The sequence below is a fragment of the Kitasatospora sp. NPDC028961 genome (assembly GCF_055564815.1).
This window is the reverse complement of record NZ_JBVHVO010000005.1, coordinates 265,557-289,526: the sequence shown is the minus strand read 5'-3', so window position 1 is coordinate 289,526 and position 23,970 is coordinate 265,557. Positions and strand designations below refer to the sequence as shown.

Genomic DNA, 23,970 nt, shown 5'->3' with positions numbered 1-23,970 from the left:
CGCAAGACGACAGAGAGCGACACCGTGATCGGCCGCATCCCCGTCCTGGACGTCAGCCCCCTCGTCGACGCCGGCCGTCGCCCGGCCAAGGCGGTGGTCGGCGAGACCTTCGCGGTCACCGCCACCGTGTTCCGCGAGGGCCACGACGCGGTGAACGCCAACGTCGTCCTGCGCGACCCGCGCGGCCGCAGCGGCCCGTGGACGCCGATGCGCGAACTCGCCGAGGGCACCGACCGCTGGGGCGCGCAGGTCACCCCGACCGCGCCCGGCCGCTGGTCCTACCTGGTGGAGGCGTGGAGCGACCCGCTGGCCACCTGGCGCAAGGTGGCCGCGGTGAAGCTGCCCGCCGGGATCGACACCGCGCTGGTGCTGGAGGAGGGCGCGCTGCTGCTGGAGCGGGCCGCGGGCGGCGTGCCGAAGAAGGAGGGCCGGGCACACATCCTGGCCGCGGTGGACGCCCTGCGCGACGCCGGTCTGCCGCCGCTGTCCCGACTGGCCGCGGCGCTCGCCCCCGAGGTGCTCGACCTGCTGGCCCGCTACCCGCTGCGCGAATTGGTGAGCGCCTCCCGCCCGCTGCCGCTCCAGGTGGACCGCGAGCGCGCGCTGTACGGCTCCTGGTACGAGTTCTTCCCCCGCTCGGAGGGCGCGGTGGTCGACCCCTCCGGCGTCGAGCCGCCGCGCTCGGGCACCCTGCGCACCGCCGCCGAGCGGCTGCCCGCCGTCGCCGCGATGGGCTTCGACGTGGTCTACCTGCCGCCGGTCCACCCGATCGGGCGAGCCTTCCGCAAGGGGCCGGACAACAGCCTGACGGCCGGTCCGCACGACGTCGGCTCACCCTGGGCGATCGGCTCGCCGGAGGGCGGCCACGACGCCGTCCACCCGGACCTCGGCACCATCGAGGACTTCGACCACTTCGTCGCCGAGGCGGCGGCGCTGCACCTGGAGGTGGCCCTGGACTTCGCGCTGCAGTGCTCGCCGGACCACCCCTGGGTCAACAAGCACCCGGAGTGGTTCAGCCACCGCGCCGACGGCACCATCGCCTATGCCGAAAACCCCCCGAAGAAGTACCAGGACATTTATCCGATCAACTTCGATCAGGACATGGACGGAATCGTCAAGGAAACCCTCCGGGTCCTGCGGTTCTGGATGAGCCACGGCGTGCGGATCTTCCGGGTCGACAACCCGCACACCAAGCCGGTGCTGTTCTGGGAGAAGGTGCTCGCCGACATCGCCCGCACCGATCCGGACGTGGTCTTCCTGGCCGAGGCCTTCACCCGGCCGGCGATGATGCACACCCTCGGGAAGATCGGCTTCCACCAGTCGTACACGTACTTCACCTGGCGCACCACCAAACAGGAGCTCACCGAATACCTCACCGAGCTCGCCGGCGACGCCGCCTCCTACATGCGGCCCAACTTCTTCGCCAACACCCCGGACATCCTGCACGAGTACCTGCAGACCGGCGGCCGGGCGGCGTTCGCGATCCGTGCCGTACTGGCCGCCACCCTCTCCCCCAGCTACGGCGTCTACGCCGGCTTCGAGCTGTACGAGAACGAGCCGGCCCACCCGGGTTCGGAGGAGTACCTGCACTCCGAGAAGTACGAACTGCGACCCCGCGACTGGACCCGCACCGACTCCCTGGCCCCGCTGCTCACCGTGCTGAACCGGCTGCGCCGCCGGCACCCCTCGCTCCAGCAGCTGCGCGGCCTGCGCTTCCACCCGACCGACAACGACCAGGTACTCGCCTTCTCCAAGACCGCCACCACGACCGAGGGCCTGACGGACCACGTCATCACGGTCGTCAACCTCGACCCGCACCACGCCCAGGAGGCCACCGTCACCCTCGACGGGGACGGCCCGTTCGCGGTGCACGACGAGCTCACCGGCGCCGCCTACACCTGGGGCCGGCACAACTACGTCCGGCTCGATCCCTCAGCCGAGCCGGCTCACCTCCTCACGGTTCGGAGGAACCCAGCGTGACAGTGAACGAGCCCGTCCCCGACACCTTCCCCGAGACCTCGAAGAAGAACCTGGACCCCGAGTGGTTCAAACGTGCGGTCTTCTACGAGGTGCTGGTGCGGTCCTTCCAGGACAGCAACGGCGACGGGATCGGGGACCTCAGGGGGCTCACGTCCAAGCTCGACTACCTCCAGTGGCTCGGGGTCGACTGCCTCTGGCTGCCGCCGTTCTTCGCCTCGCCGCTGCGCGACGGCGGGTACGACGTCGCGGACTACAAGTCGGTCCTGCCGGAGTTCGGCGACCTCGCCGACTTCATGGAGTTCGTCGACGCCGCGCACCTGCGCGGCATGCGCGTGGTCATCGACTTCGTGATGAACCACACCAGCGACCAGCACCCCTGGTTCCAGGCCTCCCGGGAGGACCCGGACGGCCCGTACGGCGACTTCTACATGTGGGCCGACGACGACAAGCAGTACCCGGACGCCCGGATCATCTTCGTCGACACCGAGACCTCCAACTGGACCTACGACCCGGTGCGCAAGCAGTACTTCTGGCACCGGTTCTTCTCCCACCAGCCGGACCTCAACTACGACAACCCCCGCGTCCAGGACGAGATGATCGCCGGGCTGCGGTTCTGGCTCGACCTCGGCATCGACGGCTTCCGGCTGGACGCCGTGCCGTACCTGTTCGCCCGCGAGGGCACCAACTGCGAGAACCTGCCGGAGACGCACGAGTTCCTCCAGCGGGTCCGCAAGGAGATCGACGCCGACTACCCCGACACCGTGCTGCTCGCCGAGGCCAACCAGTGGCCGGAGGACGTCGTCGACTACTTCGGCGACTTCGCCTCCGGCGGCGACGAGTGCCACATGGCGTTCCACTTCCCGGTGATGCCGCGCATCTTCATGGCGGTCCGCCGGGAGTCCCGCTACCCGGTGTCGGAGATCCTCGCCAAGACCCCGCGCATCCCGCACGGCTGCCAGTGGGGCATCTTCCTGCGCAACCACGACGAGCTGACCCTGGAGATGGTCACCGACGAGGAGCGCGACTACATGTACGCGGAGTACGCCAAGGACCCCCGGATGCGCGCCAACGTGGGCATCCGCCGCCGGCTCGCCCCGCTGCTGGAGAACGACCGCAACCAGATCGAACTGTTCACCGCCCTGCTGCTCTCCCTGCCGGGCTCCCCGGTGCTCTACTACGGGGACGAGATCGGCATGGGCGACAACATCTGGCTGGGGGACCGGGACGGCGTGCGCACGCCGATGCAGTGGACCCCGGACCGCAACGCGGGTTTCTCGTCCGCCGACCCGGGCAGGCTCAGTCTGCCGCCCATCATGGATCCGGTGTACGGCTACCAGGTGACCAACGTCGAGGCGCAGCAGAGCAGTTCGAGTTCACTGCTGCACTGGACGCGTCGCATGATCGAGATCCGCAAGCTCAACTCGGCGTTCGGCCTCGGCACCTACACCGAGCTGCCCTCCAGCAATCCCGCGGTACTGGCCTTCGTGCGGGAGCACGAGGGCGACCTGGTCATGTGCGTGAACAACTTCTCGCGGTTCGCGCAGCCGACCGAACTCGACCTGCGGCAGTTCGGAGGGCGGTACCCGGTCGAGCTGATCGGCGGGGTGCGCTTCCCCTCGATCGGTGAGTGGCCGTACCTGCTCACCCTCGCCGGGCACGGCTTCTACTGGTTCCAGCTCCGGCAGCCCCCGCGCCTCAGCAGCGCCAGGCGATCGAAGTAACGATCCGTCAGGAGCACCCGTTCCACCAAACCCTCCGGGGGCGCGAGAGTTGAACACCCCGCGCCCCCGGAGGTCTCTGCACCACCGCGTACGGAGAACAGCCCAACGGCCACTTACACGAAGGCGTGACACCTGAGCACCGCTCGCGTGCCGTCGCCGCCGCGCCGCCGAAATCCGGAAGACTGACGGACCCGGCCAGACCCGTCGGGCAGTCCGCCCGCTTCCGGGGAAAGGGAGTCATGTCCGAAACCTCCCGTTCTCAAGCCGATCTGCACCGCGACACCCCCACCGGCCCCGCGCCGGTGGGCTCCCGCGGCGCCGCGGCCCGGAGAACCGCTCTGGGGGTCAGCGAACTCGTCCAGGCGGCCCTGCCCCTGATCGCCGAGTGGCTCCCCACCCAGCGCTGGTACGCCGGCAAGGGACGGCCCATCACCGGCCTCACCCCCGTGGTCGGCACCCCGCTCCAGGTCGGCGACCCGGCCCTGCTGCACCTGCTGCTGCGGGTCGAGCACGCCACCACCGCGGGCGCGCCGCACGGGGACATCTACCAGCTGCTGCTCGGCATCCGCTCCGCGGGGACGGCCGACATCGAGCCGAGCGCCGTCCTGGGCCGGCTCAACCAGGGCCCGTACGACGGCGCGGCGCTCTACGACGCGGTGCACGATCCCGAGCTGACCGGGCGGCTGCTGGAGCACCTGGCCACCGGCGACCGGTTCGGCTCGCTGTCGTTCCGCCGCACCCCCGGCTCCGGGCTGCCCACCAACCTGCCCGGTCGCGCCTCCACCGCGGAGCAGTCCAACAGCTCGGTCATCTACGGCACCGCGTACATCCTCAAGCTCTTCCGCCGCATCCACCCCGGCACCAACCCCGACCTGGAGCTGTCGCTGGCGCTCTCGCGGGCCGGCTCCACCCGCATCCCCCGGGTCGCGGCCTGGTTCGAGAGCCGGCTGGAGCGCGCGGAACCGGCCACTCTCGGCCTGCTCCAGCGCTACCTGCCGGAGGCCGAGGACGGCTGGGAGCTGGCCCTGGACCAGGTCGGACGGCTCAAGGGCGACCCGTCCCCCGGCAACTTCGCGATCGAGGCGCACCGGCTCGGCCGGGCCACCGCCGAGGTCCACCGGGTCCTGGCCCGCTCGATGCCGGTCGCCCGGCTGGACCGCACCCAGACCCGGCAGCTGGCGACCGCGATGGCCGACCGGCTGGACAGCGCGGTGGCCGCCGTGCCCGGGCTGCTCCGCTACCGGTCCGCCCTGCGCGCCGCCTTCCAGCAGCTCGCCGACGCCCACCCGGACGGCATGCCGGTCCAGCGGATCCACGGCGACCTCCACCTCGGACAGGCCATGCGGACCCCGCACGGCTGGGTGCTGCTGGACTTCGAGGGCGAGCCGGCCAAGTCCGTCGCCGAGCGGCGCGAACCGCAGACCGCGCTGCGCGACGTCGCCGCGATGCTCCGCTCCTTCGACTACGCGGCCGCCCACCTGCTGGCCGGCGCACCGCCCGACCCGGAGCTGGCCCACCTCGCCGCCGCCTGGGCCCAGCGCAACCGCACCGCCTTCTGCGCCGGCTACACCGCCGGCGGCGGCACCGACCCGGCCGCCTCGCCCGAGCTGATGCGCGCCCTGGAGATCGACAAGGCGGTGTACGAGGTGGTCTACGAGGCCCGCCACCGGCCCGGCTGGCTGCCGATCCCGCTGGCCGCGATCAACCGGCTGGCCCTGACCGTCTGAGGGCCCCGCCAGACCGGCTCCGCACCCGCCCCCGCCCCCGCCCCCGAGAACGCCCGCCCGCCACCGACGCCCCCGGCCACCCCGATTCCGCAGGAGGACCACGCCGTGACGCCGCTCGACCCGCCCGGCCGCACCCCCCGTACCGTGCCTGCCACCTTCCTGGCGGGCCCGGACTCCGCCCAGCGCGAGCCCTCGGCGGCCCGGCGGGCCGAACCGCGCCGCCCGGCGCCCGACGGCGGCCCGGACGGCGCCGCCGCCCGCGCGGCCACGAACGCGGCCACGGACCCGGCCGGCAACACCGCCGGCCACGCGGCCGGAGACGCCGCGGGGAGCGCCCCCGACGGAACCCCCGCCGCCGCTGCCGCCCCTGCCGCCTCCATCGCCCCCGTCGCCACTCCGGAGGGCCTCCCCGACGGACCGGCCGCCCCGCCCGGGGCGCTGCGGCTGCCCGAGGCACCGCTGCCGCCGAGCGAGGTGGACCGGCTGGTCGGCGGCATGCACCACGACCCGCACGGCCTGCTCGGCGCCCACCCGGTGCACGGCGGCACCGCGATCCGGGTGCTGCGCCCGTTCGCCGAGCGGGTGGTGGTGGAGACCGCGCACGGCCCCGCCGAACTCACCCACCAGCAGAACGGCCTCTTCACCGGCCTGCTGGCCGGCACCGAGGTGCCCGACTACCGGCTGCTGGTCAGCTACCCCGGCAGCGAGCCGCTCAGCCAGCACGACGGCTACCGCATCGCGCCCACCCTCGGCGAGCTGGACCTGCACCTGATCTCCGAGGGCCGGCACGAGCAGCTCTGGCGGGCGCTCGGCTCGCACGTGCGCACCGTCGACGGGGTGCCCGGCACCGCCTTCGCGGTCTGGGCGCCGAACGCGGCGGGCGTCCGGCTGATCGGGGACTTCAACCACTGGGACGGCACCGCGCACCCGATGCGCTCGCTCGGCTCCTCCGGCGTCTGGGAGCTGTTCGTCCCGGGCCTGGCCGAGGGCACCCAGTACAAGTACGAGATCCACACCCGGCAGGGCTGGGTGCTCGACAAGGCCGACCCGCTGGCCCGGGCCGCGCAGTGCCCGCCGGGCACCGCCTCGGTCGTCACCTCCTCCTCCTACCGCTGGCAGGACGACGAGTGGATGGAGCGCCGGGCCCGCGCCGCGCACCACCGGGCGCCGATGTCGGTCTACGAGCTGCACCTGCCGTCCTGGCGGCCCGACCTCACCAGCTACCGGGCGATCGCCGACGAACTGCCCGGCTACCTCAAGGAGTTGAACTTCACCCATGTGGAGTTCATGCCGGTGATGGAACACCCCTTCGGCGGCTCCTGGGGCTACCAGGTCTCCGGCTACTACGCCCCCACCGCCCGGCTCGGCAGCCCCGACGACTTCCGCCACCTGGTCGACACCCTGCACCGGCACGGCATCGGCGTGATCGTCGACTGGGTGCCCGCGCACTTCCCCAAGGACGACTTCGCCCTCGCCCGCTTCGACGGCGAGCCGCTGTACGAGCCGGCCGACCCGCTGCGCGCGGAGCACCCCGACTGGGGCACCCTGGAGTTCGACTACGGCCGCACCGAGGTGCGCAACTTCCTGGTCGCCAACGCGGTGTACTGGTGCGAGGAGTTCCACATCGACGGCCTGCGGGTGGACGCCGTCGCCTCGATGCTCTACCTCGACTACTCCCGCGAGGGCGGCGCCTGGACACCCAACCAGTACGGCGGCCGGGAGAACCTGGACGCGGCCGCCTTCCTCCAGGAGATGAACGCCACCGTCTACCGGCGCTGCCCCGGCGTGCTCACCATCGCCGAGGAGTCGACCGCCTGGGAGGGCGTCACCCGGCCCACCGACAGCGGCGGCCTGGGCTTCGGCCTGAAGTGGAACATGGGCTGGATGCACGACTCGCTGGTCTACATGTCCAAGGAGCCGGTGCACCGCAAGTACCACCACAACGAGATCACCTTCTCGATGGTGTACGCCTACTCCGAGAACTACGTGCTGCCGATCTCGCACGACGAGGTGGTGCACGGCAAGCAGGCGCTGGTCTCCAAGATGCCCGGCGACTGGTGGCAGCAGCGCGCCAACCAGCGTGCCTACCTGGGCTTCATGTGGGCCCACCCGGGCAAGCAACTCCTCTTCATGGGGCAGGAGTTCGCCCAGGGGTCGGAGTGGGACCACGAGCAGGGCCCGCAGTGGTGGGTGCTCGACGAGCAGTCCTGGCCGGCCGCCGGGGAGCACCTCGGGATGCGCCGGCTGGTCCGCGACCTCAACCGCCGCTACCTCGACGCCCCGGCGCTCTGGGAGCAGGACACCACGCCGGACGGCTTCCGCTGGCTGGACGGCGGCGCGGCCGAGGACAACCTGCTCTCCTTCGTCCGGTACGCCGCCGACGGCTCCCCGCTCGTCGCGGTCTGCAACTTCTCCCCCGTCGTGCGGCACGGCCACCGGGTCGGCCTGCCCGCCCTCGACGGCCGCGAGCAGCTCTGGGAGGAGGTGCTGAACACCGACGCCGAGACCTACGGCGGCGCCGGCGTCGGCAACTCCCACCCGGTGAAGACCGAGTCCGTCCCCTGGAACGACCAGCCCCGCAGCGCCGAACTCGTCCTGCCGCCCCTCGCCACCGTCTGGCTCCGCCCGGTCTGAGCACGCCCGGTCGGTGCCGGGCCGTCGGACCCGGCACCGACCGGCCCCCGGGCTCCCCGCCGGAGGCCGAGGGCCACCGCGCTCCAACCCGTCGCGGGCTGACCCCCGGCCCGTCCCGACGTGACCTTCGTCCCTTGCCCCGGCCGGGGGCCCTCTGCTCGCGGACGTCCGTTCCCGGTGCGAAGGTATGGTCGATATGACCATCCTCTGAGACGACGGGACGGAGAGACCCACGTGGCGCGCAGCGTGTACGTGACCGGGATCGACCGAGGGGACGGCCGGCAGGCCGTCGAACTCGGGGTCATGGAACTGCTCACCCGCCAGGTGGACCGGGTCGGGGTGTTCCGGCCGCTGGTGCACGCGCACGCGCCCGGCGAGCGGGGCTCCGACCACGTCGTCGAACTGCTGCGCACCCGCTACCGGGTCGACCTGCCCACCGCCGAGCTGTACGGGCTCACCTACGAGGAGGCGGCCGCCCTGCAGGCCGCCCAGGGCCAGGACGAGCTGGTCTCCACCCTCGTCGACCGGTTCCGAGCGCTGGAGCGGCGCTGCCAGGCGGTGCTGGTGCTGGGCACCGACTTCGCGGACACCAACATCCCCGACGAGCTGGCCTTCAACGCCCGCCTCGCCAACGAGTTCGGCGCCGCCGTGCTGCCGGTGGTCGGCGGCCACTCCGAGGACCCGGCGGCGGTGATCGCCGAGGTCCGCAACGCCCACCGCGCCTACACCGACCTCGGCTGCGAGACCCTCGCGATGGTCGCCAACCGGGTCGCGCCCGGCGCCAAGCAGCGGATCCAGCGCACCCTCGGCGAGAAGCTGCCGATCCCCGCGTACGTCATTCCCGAGGAGCCGGCGCTGGCCGCGCCGACCGTCGCCCAGCTGGTCGAGGCCACCGGCGCCGAGGTCCTGACCGGGGACGCGGCCGGGCTGGCCCGGGACGTCCGCGGCTTCGTCTTCGGCGGCGCCATGCTGCCGACCTTCCTGGACGCGCTGACCGAGGGCGCCCTGGTGGTCACCCCCGGGGACCGCGCCGACCTGCTGATCGGCTCGCTGGCCGCGCACGCCGCCGGCGCCCCGCCGATCGCCGGCGTGCTGCTGACGCTCGGCCAGCACCCCGGCCCGAACGTGATGGCGCTGGCCGCCCGGCTGGCCCCCGGCACTCCGGTCGCCGTCGTCCCCGAGGGCAGCTGGATCACCGCCGCCGCCCTGACCCATCTGGAGGGCAAGCTCACCTCGGCCAGCCCGCGGAAGGCCGAGATCGCCCTGGGCCTCTTCGAACTCCACGTGGACACGGCCGAGTTGACCAACCGGATCGAGGTCGGCCGGTCCGAGCGGGTCACCCCGATGATGTTCGAGCACGCGCTGCTGGAGCGGGCCCGGGGCGCCCGCCGGCACGTGGTCCTCCCGGAGGGCGCCGAGGAACGGGTGCTGCGCGCCGCCGAGGTGCTGCTCCGCCGCAACATCTGCGACCTCACCCTCCTCGGCGACCCCGACACCGTCCGCCGCAAGGCCGCCGCCCTCGGCATCGACCTCCCGCAGGAGGACCCGGCGGCCGACCGCGCCCAGGTCCGGATCGTCGACCCGGCGACCAGCCCGCTGCGCCGCCAGTTCGCCGAGCTGTACGCCCGGCTGCGCGCCCACAAGGGCATGACCGTGGAGCTGGCGCTGGACGTCGTCACGGACGTCAGCTACTTCGGCACCCTGATGGTCCAGGAGGGCATCGCCGACGGCATGGTCTCCGGCGCGGTGCACTCCACCGCGGCCACCATCCGGCCCGCCTTCGAGGTGATCAAGACCGCGCCGGGCGCCGCGATCGTCTCCTCGGTCTTCTTCATGTGCCTCGCCGACAAGGTGCTGGTCTACGGCGACTGCGCGGTCAATCCCGACCCGGACGCCCAGCAGCTGGCCGACATCGCCATCCAGTCCGCCGCCACCGCCGCCCAGTTCGGCGTGGAGCCCCGGGTCGCGATGCTCTCCTACTCCACCGGCACCTCCGGCTCCGGCGCCGACGTCGACAAGGTCCGCAAGGCGACCGAGCTGGTCCGCGCGCTGCGCCCGGACATCCTGGTCGAGGGCCCGATCCAGTACGACGCGGCGGTGGACGCCCATGTCGCGGCCACCAAGCTGCCCGGCTCGCCGGTGGCCGGCCGGGCCACCGTGCTGATCTTCCCGGACCTCAACACCGGCAACAACACCTACAAGGCGGTCCAGCGCTCGGCCGGCGCGGTGGCGGTCGGCCCGGTCCTCCAGGGGCTGCGCAAGCCCGTCAACGACCTCTCGCGCGGCGCGCTGGTCGAGGACATCGTCAACACCGTCGCGATCACCGCCATCCAGTCGCAGGAACACGGCGGGCCGCAGGACCCGGCCACCCCCTCGCAGGACCGCACCGAAGGAGTCCGGGCATGAGTGAAGGCACCCGCGTCCTGGTCCTGAACGCCGGCTCCTCGTCGGTCAAGTACCAGCTGATCGACATGCTGGACGGCGCCCGGCTGGCCTCCGGCCTGGTCGAGCGGATCGGCGAGGCGAACGGCCGGCTGGTGCACACCCCGCGCTCCGGCGAGCGGCGCGAGGCGCTCCAGGTCTTCCCCGACCACTCCGCCGCCCTCAAGGCCGTCGCCGAGGAGCTGGCCGCCGACGGCACCGGGCTGGACTCCCCCGAGCTGGCCGCGATCGGCCACCGGGTGGTCCACGGCGGGCTGCGGTTCACCGAGCCGACGGTGATCACCGAGGAGGTGCTGACCGAGATCCGCCGGCTGATCCCGGTCGCGCCGCTGCACAACCCGGCCAACATCACCGGCATCGAGGTGGCCCGGGCGCTGCGCCCGGACCTGCCGCAGGTCGCCGTCTTCGACACCGCCTTCCACGCCTCGATGCCCGAGTACGCGGCCCGGTACGCGGTGGACAAGGCCGTCGCGGACGAGCACCGGGTGCGCCGCTACGGCTTCCACGGCACCTCGCACCAGTACGTCTCGCGGGCGACCGCCCGGCTGCTCGGCAAGGACCCGGCCGAGGTGAACGTGATCGTCCTGCACCTGGGCAACGGCGCCTCCGCCTCGGCCGTCTCCGGGGGCCGCTGCGTGGACACCTCGATGGGACTGACCCCCCTGGAGGGCCTGGTGATGGGCACTCGTTCGGGTGATATCGACGCGGGCGTGGTGTTCCACCTGCACCGGGTCGGCGGTCTCTCGATCGACGAGATCGACGACCTGCTGAACCGCCGCAGCGGCCTGCTGGGGCTGTGCGGCGACAACGACATGCGCGAGATCATGCGGCGGGCCGAGGGCGGGGACGCCGACGCCGAGCTGGCGTTCCGGGCCTACGTCCACCGGCTGCGCAAGTACATCGGCGGCTACTACGCGGTGCTCGGCCGGGTGGACGCGATCGCGTTCACGGCCGGGGTCGGCGAGAATGCGGCTCCGGTGCGGGCCGCGGCCACCGCCGGCCTGGAGGAGCTGGGCATCGCGGTGGACCCCGAGCTGAACTCGGTCCGCTCCGGCGAGGCCCGGATCATCTCGCCCGCGTACGGCCGGGTCGCGGTCGCCGTGGTCCCCACCGACGAGGAACTGGAGATCGCGCGTCAGGCCTTCGCCCTGGTGCACCGGCGGTCCGGGGGCTGAGCCGTCGTCGTCTCGCCCCTCGGGATCCTTCGTCGACGATTCCTCACGTTTCGTGCCGAATGCACCTATAACACGAACGGATAGACTGATCCATATGCGCCGAGCGAAAATTGTCTGCACCCTGGGTCCGGCGACGGACTCCTACGAACAGCTGAAGGCCATCGTCGAGGCGGGCATGAACGTCGCCCGACTGAACATGAGCCACGGCACCCACGCGGATCACGAGGAGCGGTACCACAAGGTCCGCCAGGTCTCGGAGGACACCGGCAAGGCCATCGGCGTCCTTGCCGACCTCCAGGGCCCCAAGATCCGTCTGGCCACCTTCGCCAACGGTCCGGTGACCGTCGACAACGGTGACGAGTTCATCATCACCACCGAGGACGTCCCCGGTGACCAGCACATCTGCGGGACGACCTACAAGGGCCTGCCGGGCGACGTGAAGCCCGGCGACCCGATCCTGATCAACGACGGCGTCATCGCCCTGGAGGTCGTCAGCGTCGACGGCCCGCAGGTGAAGACCGTGGTCGTCGAGGGCGGTGTGCTCTCGAACAACAAGGGCATCAACCTGCCCGGCACGGCCGTGAACGTGCCCGCGCTGTCCGAGAAGGACAAGGACGACCTGCGCTTCGCCCTGGAGCTGGGCGTCGACATGGTCGCCCTCTCCTTCGTCCGCAACGCGGACGACATCAAGGACGTCCACGAGGTCATGGACGCGGTCGGCATCCGGGTGCCGGTCATCGCCAAGATCGAGAAGCCGCAGGCCGTCGAGGCCATGGAGGAGATCGTCCTCGCCTTCGACGCCATCATGGTCGCCCGTGGCGACCTGGCCGTCGAGTACCCGCTGGAGCGGGTGCCGCTGGTCCAGAAGCGGCTCATCACGCTGGCCCGCCGCAACGCCAAGCCGGTGATCGTCGCGACCCAGATGATGGAGTCGATGATCCACGCCTCGCGGCCGACCCGCGCCGAGGTCTCCGACGTCGCCAACGCGATCCTGGACGGCACCGACGCGGTCATGCTCTCCGCCGAGTCCAGCGTCGGCAAGTACCCGGTCGAGACGGTCCGCACCATGAGCCGGATCGCCGAGAAGGCCGAGGAGGAGTTGCTCTCGCAGGGCCTCCAGCCGCTGAACCCGGGCCGCAAGCCGCGCACCCAGGGCGGTTCGATCGCCCGCGCCGCGTGCGAGCTGGGCGACTTCCTCAACGGCAAGGCGCTGGTCGCGTTCACCAAGTCCGGTGACACCGCGCGCCGGCTCTCCCGCTACCGCTCGCCGATCCCGGTGATCGCGTTCACCCCGGACAACGCCACCCGCAACCAGCTCTCGCTGAGCTGGGGCGTCGAGGCGCACGTCACCGAGCAGGTCGGCTCCACCGACGAGATGGTGGCCCAGGTCGACCGCGAGATGCTCAAGATCGGCCAGCTGGACGAGGGCGACACCGTCATCGTCACCGCCGGCTCGCCCCCCGGCGTCCCCGGCAACACCAACATGGTCCAGGTGCACCACCTGGGCACCCGGAGCGCGTAGCACCCGCCCGCGAACACGCCCGTGGGGCGGTCCCTCCTCGTCGGAGGGGCCGCCCCACGGGCGTTCTCGCCGCCGCTACTGGTTGCCGACGTACGGCTTGTCGTCGTTGTAGAGCTGCATGCCGGGGATCTTCAGCGTGCCGCCGAACTGGCCGGACTGGACCGCGGTGACACCGGTCATCTCCAGCCAGAGCGGCAGTTCGAGCTTGCCGATCAGGTCGTACAGCCACTGCGGCAGCGGCCCGTCCGGGGTCAGCGTGAGCTCGCCCAGGTCGATCGGGATCGGCAGGCCGAGCACCTTGGACAGGTGGCCGGAGAGCTTCTCCACGTACATGGTGACCGGGCCCTTGCGCATCGTGGAGACCGAGCCGGGGGCGCCCTTGACGTGGAAGGTCTTGCCGTTGCCCTCAAGGGTCGACATGTCGAGGTTCTCGATGTCCACGCTGTCGACCACGAACTTCAGCACCCGCTTGGTGCCGGTCGGCGTCTGGACCTTGACCACGCCCATCAGGACGGCGTGGTTGAGGGTCAGCCGGCTGGTCTGCAGGGTCCAGTTCTGGTCGGGGACGAGGATCGCGTTGTCCGTCTTCTCCCCGGCGGCCAGGCCCTTCATCGGGACCAGGCAGTTCGGGTCCTTGGTCGGCGTGCCCGAGGCGGACGGCGTGGCCGGGTCCGACGGCGTGGCCGACCCGGTGGCCTTCGCACCCGCGGACGGCTTGCCGCTCGCCTTGGCACCCGGCGTGCTCGCCTTGGCGCCCGGCGTGGTGGCCGCCGGGCTCGGCGTCCCCGACCCGGCGGCCGGGGGCGTCGTGGCAGCGGACGGCGCGGGCGCGGCGGGCGCCTGGGTGGCGGCGGCCGGGGCCACCGCGCGGTTGCCCGCGGCGGGCGCGGTGACCGGGGCCTGGGTCTGCGCCGGGGCGGCCGTGGTGGCGGAGGCGGACGGGCTCGCCGACGCGCTCGGGTGGATCAGGTTGGTGATCCCGCCGACGATGTCGTCGATCAGCCCGGCCTGGACGACGCCGCCGGACCCGCCGGTGGTCGCGGACCGGACCGGGGCCGAGGCCGGCGAGGACGAGGGGGCCGGGGTGCCGGGCACCGTGGTGGGCGTGCTCGTCGGAGCACCGGTCGGCGCGCTGGTCGGCGCACCGGTCGGCGTGCCCGCCGGGGTGGTCGCCGGGCTCTCCGGGAGCGGCACCGACGGACCGGGCAGCGGCGGGGGCAGCTCGCTCTTGGGCACCGGGGTCTCCGCCACCACCGGCGGCGCGGTGTCCGGCGCGGTGGCGCAGGGCTTGCCCGCCGAGGTCTCGGCGATCGCGGCGTTCGGCGTGTAGGCGGCGGCCATCAGCAGCGCGGTCGGCACCGCGGCCATCGCCAGCGCGCGGCCTCTGAGCCGGACCCGGACGGGCGTGCGGGGCGCCGCGTGCCGCCCGGAGCGCTGCTCCGCCCGCGGCTCCTGGGACCCGCTCACCGTGCCTCCTTCTGGTCACCGGTGTGCTGCGACGGGACGCCGGCCCCGGCGGTACCGTCGTCGGCCGGGGCGGCCTGCGCGGGGACGGCCGGCAGCGGCGCGGTGGCGGGCTCCTCGGCGGCGAACTCCGCGGTGCCGGGCTCCTCGGACGCCGTCGACGGCAGGGTCTTGGTGCCGCCGGCGCCGGCGGCGACCGCCTCGGTCGTCGGCGCGGCCGGGTTCGGCGCCCAGGAGAGCATCAGCCCGCCGCCGATCAGACCGGGCAGCAGCGCCATGCCGAAACCGGAGAGGTTGGAGACCGGGATCGAGATCAGGGTCAGCAGCGTGGTGGCGATGCCGGCGAAGAACCGGACGGCCGGCTGGAACCAGGCGGTCAGGCCCAGCACGATCAGCAGGACCCCGATGATCAGTGACCCGGCACCGGCCGTGGTCGCCATGGTGACGGTCATGCCGTTCAACGCCAGCTTGGCGTACGGGAAGTACATGATCGGGACGCCGGCGATCATGGCCAGCAAGCCGCCGTAGAACGGCCGGGACCGGCGGAAGTTACGGAACACCCGACGCACCCACTGGGCGGGGTTCTCGTGCTCGGCGGGCCGGAACTCGGCAAGGGCGCTGGACACGATGCAGCTCCTCGATGGTGTGAACGAGGCGAAAAACGGGAGGGGGAGGGCCCGGGACGGCGCACGCACCGCCCCCGACCCCCCGGGTACCGCGGTCGGCGGCGGGCCGGGGCCCGCCGCCGGTCAACGGCCTAGTAGCACTCGTGCCCGCCGTCGGTGTGCAGGTTGAGCTTCAGGCCCTGGAGCTTGAAGGTGCCGGCCGAGGTGGCCCAGGCGGTCTGCTGCACGTTGGACAGGTCGGCCTTGTCGGCGGCCTGGGCGAAGCCCGTGGCGCCGGAGGGCAGGCCGGTACCGAGCTTGGACTTCCAGCCCTGGGTGGCGGTGCCCTTCAGGGTGGACGCGTCCTGGCCGATGTTGATGTTGGTGAACTCGGCGTCCGCGTTCAGCTGCTCCAGGTCGATCAGCAGGTTCTTGGCAGTGACCTGCTTCGCCGGGTCGTCACTCTGGCCGGCCTCCAGGCGCAGGGTGATCTTCGGCAGCTTCCACGGCAGGCCGGGGATGACGTTGGGGTCGGTCACCACGGACTGGCAGAGGCTCTTGATGGTGGCCGAGTCGAACGCCGAGATGGCCACCGGGTGCGGCGTGCCGTTGGTCTCCGCGTCGATCGAGCCGAACTGCGCGAAGTTGGTGCCGTGCAGCTCGGCCGTGGTGACCTTGAAGCTCTGGCCGGAGACGCTGAACGAAGCCGCAAGCGCGTTGTTCGCCAGTGCGACACCCACCGCGGCGGTGGCCGCGAGGCTGGGCACCATCACCAGGGCGAAGCGCTTCCAGCGGGTCTTGCCGTAGGTCTGGGACATGCGAGTCCTCCTTCTAGGACGTACATCTCCGGCTCCCCGGCGGTGCGTCGCGCACCGGTGGGGGCCTGGGATGGGAGAGAGCTACGTCCTCGGTAGCGGAGAGCGCCGTTGGCGTCGTCGGACGCGGGAGCGGCCGGCACACAGCGGCACTCCCGTCCCTTCACCGACCGCCCTTGCGGGGCGGCGGGCAGGACCGACGACATCGGCGATCACCCCCGAGCGACAACCAGCGACCGCGCGGGCCGCGCGGCCGGTTCGAAGGACAGGAACCGCCGTGGGACCGCGGATACCCCCCTGCCCTCCCACCACCGGCCTCGGCCGGCGGCTCACCCGGTGGGGATCCCTGGCTCCGCCCACCGACCGGCTGTCGGGGGGCTGAACGCTGGGACCGGGCGTCGCCGATGCTGCTTGAATCCCGGGCGAAGCACAAGGGGTTCATTACTGACGGGTAATCCAACATCGGACGGCGGCGATCATGGAAATGGCCGCCCGCACACCCAGAGTGATGAATTGAAGGAACGGTGAGGACGAAATCCGCCGGAAACACCAGCGAAACACCCGTGGGCGGTCACCTGAAGTGACCGCCCACGGGTGTTGTCAAGATTTGGTAAACCTCTGGACCGATGACCGGATTGTCGCCAAATCGTCAGCGACACCGCAGGTCATCCGCCGTGCCAGAACCGACCGTCGGACGGCCCTCAGAACAGCACGCGGGCCAGCGCGCCGCGCGCCGCCGTCACTCTCGGGTCGTCGGTGCCGATCACCTCGAACAGTTCCAGCAGCCGGAGCCGGACGGTGTCCCGGTCCTCGCCGAAGGTCCGCCCGACGGTGGCCACCAGGCGCCCGAAGGCGTCCTCGACGTGACCGCCCACCAGGTCCAGGTCGGCCGCGTCCAGCTGGGCCGCGACGTCCTTCGGGTCGGCCGCGGCCGCCGCGCGGACGCCCGCCAGGTCCAGACCCTCCACCCGGCGCAGCAGCTCCGCCTGGGCCAGGCCGAGCCGGGCCTCGGTGTTGCCCGGCTCGTCGACCAGCACGTTCCGGTACGCCTGGACGGCGCCGCCGAGGTCCCCCCGGTCCAGCGCCTCGTGCGCGGCCGCCAGGGCCGGGTCCTCCGGCAGGTACGCCTCGGCCTCGCCCGACGCCTCGGCCGGTGCCCCGGCCCCGCCGACCACGCCGAAGCGCTGCTCGGCCACCAGGATCAACTGGTCCAGCACCTTGCGGACGTTGGCCTCGCTCTCGGCACCCTGGAACAGCGGCACCAGCTGGCCGGCCACCACGGCCATCACGGCCGGGACGCCCTGGATGCCGAACTGCTGGGTGAGCAGCTGGTTGGCCTCGACGTCGATCTTGGCGAGCACGATCCGGCCGGCGTACTCCTCGGCCAGCCGCTCCAGCATCGGGCTGAGCTGCTTGCACGGACCGCACCACTCGGCCCAGAAGTCGATGACCACCGGCACTTCGGTGGAGCGCTGGACGACCTCGGTCTCGAAGGTGTCCTCGGTGACATCGATGACGAGCGGGTACGCGGGCTGGGCCGGGGCGACCCCGGCCGCCTCGGCGGCCGCCGCCTGGCGGGCCCGCTCGGCCCTGGCCTGCTCGGCCTTCTGGGCGGCCTCACCGGCTGCCTTCACTGCGGCGAGGTCGACCGCACCGCGCAGAGCGGAGCTGTTGAGACGCGAATTCCGTGGCTGCATGGCACTATCCTCCCCCGTCCGCGCCGCTGACGGGCACCAACCTCCGGAAAGTCGCACCGCGCGGGCTGCGCGGCGGCGATTCCCCAGGTGGACGGCCCGTCCCCCGGTAACCTGAACCGTTCGGCGCGGATCCCCATCCGCGCCCGCGCCGTCCCCGTCCCACGGGATCACGGCGCCTGGTCGTCACTGCTTTCGCTACGAGTCGTAGCGTAACTGGATCGAGGCCCCCCGCCGCAACCCCATCCCGGCGTCCCGGGACGTGAGCTGCCCCACTTTCCCGCCCGCATCCGCTGACCCCGACGGGGAACAGTCGCTACCGTTACCTGCCCCACCCATGTTACTTACCAGTACATCGCAAGGAGGCCCGGTGCCGGCCCCCCAGCCCCCCGCGACCCCGGCGTGCCCGGCGGGCCGTGAAGACCCCCCACAGGCCCCGGAGGGCCCCGAGAGCACCACCGCCCGGGCCAAGGGCCGCCCGCGCAGCGCGGCCGCCGACACCGCCATCCTCGACGCCACCCGCGAGGCACTGGCCGAACTCGGCTGGGGCGGGCTGACCATGGGCCACGTGGCCACCCGCGCCAAGGTCGCCAAGACCACCCTGTACCGCCGCTGGCCCTCCAAGAACGAGCTGGTGGTGGACGCCGTCGCGAGCCTCTTCGACGAGCTGGTGATGCACGACCTCGGCAGCCTGCGGGCCGACATCGAGGCCGTGGTCGCCCAGTTCGCCGGTCTGCTGGTCCGCCCGGAGACGCAGGCCGCGCTGCTCGCGCTGTTCGCCGAGGGCACCCGGGACCGGCAGCTGCGGCGGCGGATCCGGGAGGCGATCGTGGACCCGCAGAAGCGCCTGGTCCGCCAGGGCCGGGCCGCCGCCCAGGCGCGCGGCGAACTCGCCCCGGACGGCGACCCGGCGGCGGCCGCCGAGGAGATCGACATCATCTTCGACATCATCGCCGGGACGGTCGAGCACCGGGTGCTGGTCAGCGGCGAGCCGATCACCGCCGAGTGGATCCGCCGCTTCACCGAGCTGCTGCTCGGACCGTTCCCGCGGCTCCTCGCCGGCTGAGCGGACGCCGAGAACCGCCCCGCGCGACTGCGCGGGGCGGTTCTCGGCGTCCAGGGGGCTGCCCCGTTCGTCAGAAGGAGGCGGTCTCCCGGTAGATGCCCCACTCGTCGCGCAGCGCGTTGCAGATCTCGCCCAGGGTCGCCTCGGCCCGGACGGCGTCCAGCATCGGCGGGATCATCGACGCGCCCGAGCGGGCCGCCGCCAGCATCGCGTCCAGCCCGGCCCGCACCGCCGCCTCGTCCCGGCCGGCCTTGCGCGCGGCCAGCACGCGCACCTGCTCGCGCTCGACCTCGTGGCTGACCCGGAGGATCTCCAGCTCGGGGGTGACGCTGCGCGGGTGGCAGTTGACGCCGACGACCCGCTTCTCGCCCTTCTCGACGCCCTGCTGGTACTGGAAGGCCGCCTCGGCGATCTCGCCGGTGAAGAAGCCGTCCTCGATCCCGCGCAGGATGCCGGAGGTGATCGGGCCGATCTCGTGGTCCTCGCGGCCCTTGTCCAGGATCCGCTGGAAGATCGCCTCGGCCTGCTCCTCGATCCGGTCGGTGAGCGCCTCGACGTACCAGGAACCGCCCAGCGGGTCGGCCACGTTGGTGATGCCGGTCTCCTCCATCAGCACCTGCTGGGTGCGCAGGGCGATCTCGGCGGCCTGCTCCGAGGGCAGCGCCAGCGTCTCGTCCAGCGCGTTGGTGTGCAGCGAGTTGGTGCCGCCGAGCACCGCCGAGAGGGCCTCGACCGCGGTGCGGACCACGTTGTTGTACGGCTGCTGGGCGGTCAGCGAGACCCCGGCGGTCTGGGTGTGGAAGCGCAGCCACTGCGCCTTGTCCGTCCGGGCGCCGAAGCGGTCGCGCATCCAGCGGGCCCAGATCCGGCGCGCGGCGCGGAACTTGGCGATCTCCTCGAAGAAGTCGAGGTGCGCGTCGAAGAAGAAGGAGAGGCCGGGCGCGAAGACGTCCACGTCCAGGCCCCGGGAGAGGCCGAGTTCGACGTAGGCGAAGCCGTCCGCCAGCGTGTACGCCAGCTCCTGCGCGGCCGTCGAGCCGGCCTCGCGGATGTGGTAGCCGGAGACCGAGAGCGGCTTGTACGCCGGGATGCCCTCGGCGCAGTAGGCCATCAGGTCGCCGATCAGGCGCAGGTGCGGCTCGGGCGCGAAGAGCCACTCCTTCTGTGCGATGTACTCCTTGAAGATGTCCGTCTGCAGGGTGCCGTTGAGCACCGCCGGGTCGACGCCCTGGCGCTCGGCGGCGACCAGGTACATGCAGAAGACCGGGACGGCCGGGCCGCTGATGGTCATCGAGGTGGTGACGTCGCCGAGCGGGATCCCCTTGAAGAGGACCTCCATGTCGGCGGCCGAGTCGATCGCCACGCCGCAGTGGCCGACCTCGCCGAGCGACTTGGGGTCGTCGGAGTCGTACCCCATCAGGGTGGGCATGTCGAAGGCGACCGAGAGGCCGCCGCCGCCCGAGTCCAGGATCATCCGGTAGCGCTCGTTGGTCTGCTCGGCGTTGCCGAAGCCGGCGAACTGGCGGATGGTCCACGTCCGCCCCCGGTAGCCGGTGGCGTGCAGCCCCCGGGTGTACGGGTACTCGCCGGGCCAGCCGATCCGCTCGAAGCCCTCGACCGGCTGGCCCGCGGGCGGGCCGTAGACCGGCTCGACCTCGTCACCGGAGAGGGTGGTGAAGTCCGCGTCCCGCTTGCGGGAGCTGTCGTACCGCTGCTGCCAGCGCTGCCGTCCGCGCTCGATCTCCTCGGCGTCCATGACCCCGAACTCCGCTCCGTACGGCCGCCACGGCACGTGGACGGCACAACTGTTAGGACGTCCTATCAATTTACTCGGACGTCCTAGTAATTGTCGATGGAGCCGGGGCCCGGCCGGGGGCGAACGCGCCGGAAAACGCCGAAAAGGGCCGGTTCGGGCACGAGAAGGGCCGGTTCGCGGCCCCGGAAAGCGAAGGGCGCCCCTCCCCGGTACGGGGAGGGGCGCCCTCGAAGGCGCGGTGGACGGCGCGTGGCTCAGACGCCGGCGGCCTGCCGGGCGGCGCCGGCGGCGGGGAGCCGCTCGCCGGCCTCGCGGACCACCCGGCGCTCGGCGACGAAGGAGGCGAACGGGATGCAGCCGGCGGCCAGGGTGAGGAGCATCCGGCCCAGCGGCCACTTGAGCTTCTGGCCGAGCAGGAAGGTCACCACGAAGTACCCGACGTAGAGGTAGCCGTGCAGCATCGCGACGTAGGTGGTCAGGTCCTCGGCCGTGTCGAAGCCGTACTTCGCGACCATGAAGCCGCAGAACACGAGCAGGGCCACACCGGTCGCAATGGCCAGGGCCCGGTACCAGCCCAGCAGGGGGTTCGCCTTCATACTCTTCATCGCCTCGCTCGCCGGAATGGGCCGGTACGCCCGGATCCGCGCACCGCTCCCCACGAGGGTAGCCGCCGCTTACGGGTGGGCCGTGCAGCGCCCTACTCCGCGGGCTCCGCGCCCGGCTCGGTGAAGTCCCCGGCGGCCACCCGCAGCGGCCTCAGCAGGTCGAACACCTGACGGCACTGGTCGGGGCCGTACTCCTCCAGGCCGAACTCCATCGCCATCAGCTCCCGGGTGGCCTCCTCCACGACCTCGCGGCCGCGGGCGGTGATCGCCGCGAGCACCCCGCGGCCGTCCAGCGGGTTGGGCCGGCGGCCGACCAGACCGGCCCGCTCCAGGCGGTCGACGGTGTTGGTCACGCTGGTCGGGTGGACCATCAGCCGCTCGCCGATCTTGGACAGCGAGAGCTCGCCGGTCCGACTGAAGGTGAGCAGCACCAGCGCCTCGTACCGGGCGAACGTCAGCCCGTACGGCTTGAGCACGGCGTCCACCCGCGCGAGCAGGATCTGGTGGGCGCGCATGATCGAGGTGATCGCCGCCATCGAGGGGACGCCGCCCCAGCGGCGGGTCCAGAGCTCGTCGGCGCGGGCGATCGGGTCGAAGTCGAGTGCGAGGGGCTTGGCCACGCCCCTTACCGTACCGGCGGGCGGCCGGGGTGTTACCAGGCGTCCTGATGGTGGACAAGCGCGACACGTGGCGGGATCACGCCAGTGGGACGCACAGGTCCGTACCAGCACATTGCGGGGGTGTGAACCACCGCCAATCGCCCGCCGCCGGCCGCCCGTTGGCCGCCGATCCGGCGTTCGGCCCGTAGTCAGGCCTCGGTTCGGGCGGTAACCCGCTGCAAGGCGGGGTGGTTCGACCGGATTTGTCGCCCCGTTTACCTTCCGCCGGGCTGGCGAGACCTGGCCAATCGATGAACAAGACCTGTCATTTCACTTGTTGGATTGTCATGCTTTCGCCCAGCCCCGTTCGGCAGCCACCGCCCCACTCACCGGTGGCACCGCCGCTCGACCGCACGGAGCAGTAGCACGTCAGCGCCCGTCCCGCCCCTCAGGTGCCAACCCCGGCACCCCGGGACGCGGCGCAACCGCACATCCGCGGTTTCCCTGGAAGGACCTGTACGTGAAGCGAAAGCTCGCAGCCGGCGCCGTACTCTCCGCCACCGCCCTCCTCACCGGCGTCATCCAGGTGGGCACCACCGCCGCCCAGGCCGCCCCGACCCCGGCCGCGCAGGCGCAGGCCGCGCAGCAGCGCGAGGCGGCGATCGCCCTGGCGAGCGGTCAGACCGGCCCGCTGGCGCAGGCCTTGGCCCTGGGCGGCCAGGAGCAACTGGTCGCCAAGGACGCCGTGGTGGACGCCGACGGCACCCGCCACCTCCGCTTCGAGCGCACCTTCGCCGGCCTGCCCGTCCTCGGCGGCGACCTGGTGGTGCACGAGGCCGCGAACGGCGCGGTCGAGGCCGTGGACAAGGCCGTCGCCGCGACCATCGACCTGCCGAGCCTCACCCCGCAGATCCCGGCCGACAAGGCCGCCGCGCAGGCCTCCGGCGCGGTCCAGTCGACCGTCGGCATCGCCGCCGACAAGGACGAGTCGCCGCTGCGGGAGGTGCGCCAGGCCGGCGCCGCCAAGCTCGTGGTCTGGGCCGCCGACGGCAACCCGCGACTGGCGTACCAGACGGTCGTCCAGGGCCTGCGCGCCGACTCCACCCCGAGCAGCCAGCTGCTGGTCACCGACGCGGCCACCGGCGAGGTGCTCTCCACCCACGAGCAGGTGCAGACCGCGACCGGCACCGGCAAGGGCGTCTTCGTCGGCAGCGTCCCGCTGACCACCACCCAGAGCGGCTCGACCTACCAGCTCAAGGACGCCTCCCGCGGCAACCAGTCCACCAGCGACCTCAAGGGCCGCACCTCCGGCTCGGGCACGCTGTACACCGACGCGGACAACGCCTGGGGCACCGGCCTCGCCTCCAACACCCAGTCTGCGGCGGTGGACGCGCAGTTCGGCGCGGCGGCCACCTGGGACTTCTACAAGAACGCGTTCGGCCGCAACGGCATCAAGAACAACGGCGTCGGCGCCACCAGCCGGGTCCACTACGGCAAGAACTACGTCAACGCGTTCTGGGACGACTCCTGCTTCTGCATGACGTACGGCGACGGTGACGCCAACACCCACCCGCTGACCGAGATCGACGTGGCCGGCCACGAGATGACGCACGGCGTCACCTCCGCCACCGCGGGCCTCAACTACTCGGGCGAGTCCGGCGGCCTCAACGAGGCCACCTCGGACATCTTCGGCACCATGGTCGAGTTCTCCGCCAACCTCGCGACCGACAAGCCGGACTACCTGATCGGCGAGGAGATCAACATCAACGGCGACGGGACGCCGCTGCGCTACATGGACAAGCCCTCCAAGGACGGCGGCTCGGCCGACTCCTGGTCCTCCGGCGTGGGCAACCTGGACGTCCACTACTCCTCGGGCGTGGCCAACCACTTCTTCTACCTGCTGGCCGAGGGCAGCGGCGCCAAGACCATCAACGGCGTCAGCTACAACAGCCCCACCTCCAACGGCTCCACCGTCACCGGCATCGGCCGGGACAAGGCCGCCGCGATCTGGTACCGCGCGCTGACCGTCTACTTCACCTCCACCACCAACTACAAGGCCGCCCGCACGGCGACCCTGAAGGCGGCCGGTGACCTCTACGGCACCACCAGCACCCAGTACGCGGCGGTGGCCGCGGCCTGGAGCGGCGTCAACGTCAGCTGACGTC

16 protein-coding genes are annotated in these 23,970 nt (G+C 72.1%); 9 read left to right on the top strand and 7 right to left on the bottom strand.

From position 1 onward, the window contains the following. Window positions 1–24 precede the first annotated feature (24 nt). The 7 genes from ACZ4UX_RS13580 to pyk all read left to right on the top strand — a co-directional run bounded on the left by ACZ4UX_RS13580 (window position 25) and on the right by pyk (window position 13,201). On the top strand, window positions 25–1,980 hold the full coding sequence (locus tag ACZ4UX_RS13580; protein WP_380387466.1) for an alpha-1,4-glucan--maltose-1-phosphate maltosyltransferase: 1,956 nt from the start codon (window positions 25–27) through the stop codon (window positions 1,978–1,980). After that, the gene (treS, locus tag ACZ4UX_RS13575; RefSeq protein ID WP_329489659.1) at window positions 1,977–3,701 is read left to right on the top strand and encodes a maltose alpha-D-glucosyltransferase; all 1,725 of its coding nucleotides are present in this window, start codon (window positions 1,977–1,979) and stop codon (window positions 3,699–3,701) included. Before ACZ4UX_RS13580 ends, treS begins: the two co-directional genes overlap by 4 nt. A gap of 239 nt (window positions 3,702–3,940) precedes the next feature. Further along, the gene (locus tag ACZ4UX_RS13570) at window positions 3,941–5,428 is read left to right on the top strand and encodes a maltokinase N-terminal cap-like domain-containing protein (protein WP_329489658.1); all 1,488 of its coding nucleotides are present in this window, start codon (window positions 3,941–3,943) and stop codon (window positions 5,426–5,428) included. Between the two features lie 105 nt (window positions 5,429–5,533). After that, entirely contained in the window at window positions 5,534–8,062 is a 2,529-nt protein-coding gene (gene glgB, locus ACZ4UX_RS13565; RefSeq protein ID WP_465706707.1) for a 1,4-alpha-glucan branching protein GlgB, read from the top strand. Window positions 8,063–8,296: 234 nt separating this feature from the next. Further along, entirely contained in the window at window positions 8,297–10,468 is a 2,172-nt protein-coding gene (pta, locus tag ACZ4UX_RS13560; RefSeq protein ID WP_465706706.1) for a phosphate acetyltransferase, read from the top strand. Next, a complete protein-coding gene (locus tag ACZ4UX_RS13555; RefSeq protein ID WP_465706705.1) occupies window positions 10,465–11,679 on the top strand; it encodes an acetate kinase in 1,215 nt (404 codons plus the stop codon). Before pta ends, ACZ4UX_RS13555 begins: the two co-directional genes overlap by 4 nt. 94 nt (window positions 11,680–11,773) lie before the next feature. After that, a complete protein-coding gene (gene pyk / locus ACZ4UX_RS13550) occupies window positions 11,774–13,201 on the top strand; it encodes a pyruvate kinase (protein ID WP_329489654.1) in 1,428 nt (475 codons plus the stop codon). Window positions 13,202–13,276: 75 nt separating this feature from the next. On the opposite strand, the gene ACZ4UX_RS13545 is transcribed toward pyk, so the two are convergent. The 4 genes from ACZ4UX_RS13545 to ACZ4UX_RS13530 all read right to left on the bottom strand — a co-directional run bounded on the left by ACZ4UX_RS13545 (window position 13,277) and on the right by ACZ4UX_RS13530 (window position 17,782). Next, complete coding sequence (locus ACZ4UX_RS13545; protein ID WP_465706704.1) at window positions 13,277–14,668, bottom strand: hypothetical protein; 1,392 nt, start codon at window positions 14,666–14,668, stop codon at window positions 13,277–13,279. After that, window positions 14,665–15,291: a DUF6114 domain-containing protein gene (locus ACZ4UX_RS13540; protein ID WP_465706703.1), complete on the bottom strand. Its 627-nt coding sequence runs from the start codon at window positions 15,289–15,291 to the stop codon at window positions 14,665–14,667. The genes ACZ4UX_RS13545 and ACZ4UX_RS13540 overlap by 4 nt, the downstream gene beginning before the upstream one ends. A 131-nt stretch (window positions 15,292–15,422) precedes the next feature. Next, window positions 15,423–16,088, bottom strand: a complete 666-nt coding sequence (locus ACZ4UX_RS13535; protein ID WP_359803105.1) for a DUF6230 family protein — start codon at window positions 16,086–16,088, stop codon at window positions 15,423–15,425. Window positions 16,089–16,786: 698 nt separating this feature from the next. Then, window positions 16,787–17,782 (bottom strand): tetratricopeptide repeat protein, encoded by a 996-nt coding sequence (locus tag ACZ4UX_RS13530; RefSeq protein ID WP_465706702.1) that lies wholly within the window; start codon window positions 17,780–17,782, stop codon window positions 16,787–16,789. A 367-nt stretch (window positions 17,783–18,149) separates the two neighbouring features. Between ACZ4UX_RS13530 and ACZ4UX_RS13525 the strand changes: the two genes are divergently transcribed. Beyond that, complete coding sequence (locus tag ACZ4UX_RS13525; RefSeq protein WP_465706701.1) at window positions 18,150–18,845, top strand: TetR/AcrR family transcriptional regulator; 696 nt, start codon at window positions 18,150–18,152, stop codon at window positions 18,843–18,845. A 70-nt stretch (window positions 18,846–18,915) separates the two neighbouring features. Here the strand turns inward: ACZ4UX_RS13525 and ACZ4UX_RS13520 are convergent, their stop codons facing one another. From ACZ4UX_RS13520 to ACZ4UX_RS13510, 3 genes are all read right to left on the bottom strand, one after another. Next, entirely contained in the window at window positions 18,916–20,601 is a 1,686-nt protein-coding gene (locus tag ACZ4UX_RS13520; protein WP_329489648.1) for an acyl-CoA mutase large subunit family protein, read from the bottom strand. Between the two features lie 254 nt (window positions 20,602–20,855). After that, the gene (locus tag ACZ4UX_RS13515; RefSeq protein ID WP_329489647.1) at window positions 20,856–21,197 is read right to left on the bottom strand and encodes a DUF3817 domain-containing protein; all 342 of its coding nucleotides are present in this window, start codon (window positions 21,195–21,197) and stop codon (window positions 20,856–20,858) included. 101 nt (window positions 21,198–21,298) lie between these two features. After that, window positions 21,299–21,826 (bottom strand): MarR family winged helix-turn-helix transcriptional regulator, encoded by a 528-nt coding sequence (locus ACZ4UX_RS13510; protein WP_329489646.1) that lies wholly within the window; start codon window positions 21,824–21,826, stop codon window positions 21,299–21,301. A gap of 499 nt (window positions 21,827–22,325) precedes the next feature. On the opposite strand from ACZ4UX_RS13510, the gene ACZ4UX_RS13505 reads away from it, so the two are divergent. Beyond that, window positions 22,326–23,966, top strand: coding sequence for a M4 family metallopeptidase (locus tag ACZ4UX_RS13505; protein WP_465706700.1), 1,641 nt, complete (start codon window positions 22,326–22,328; stop codon window positions 23,964–23,966). Window positions 23,967–23,970 lie beyond the last annotated feature (4 nt).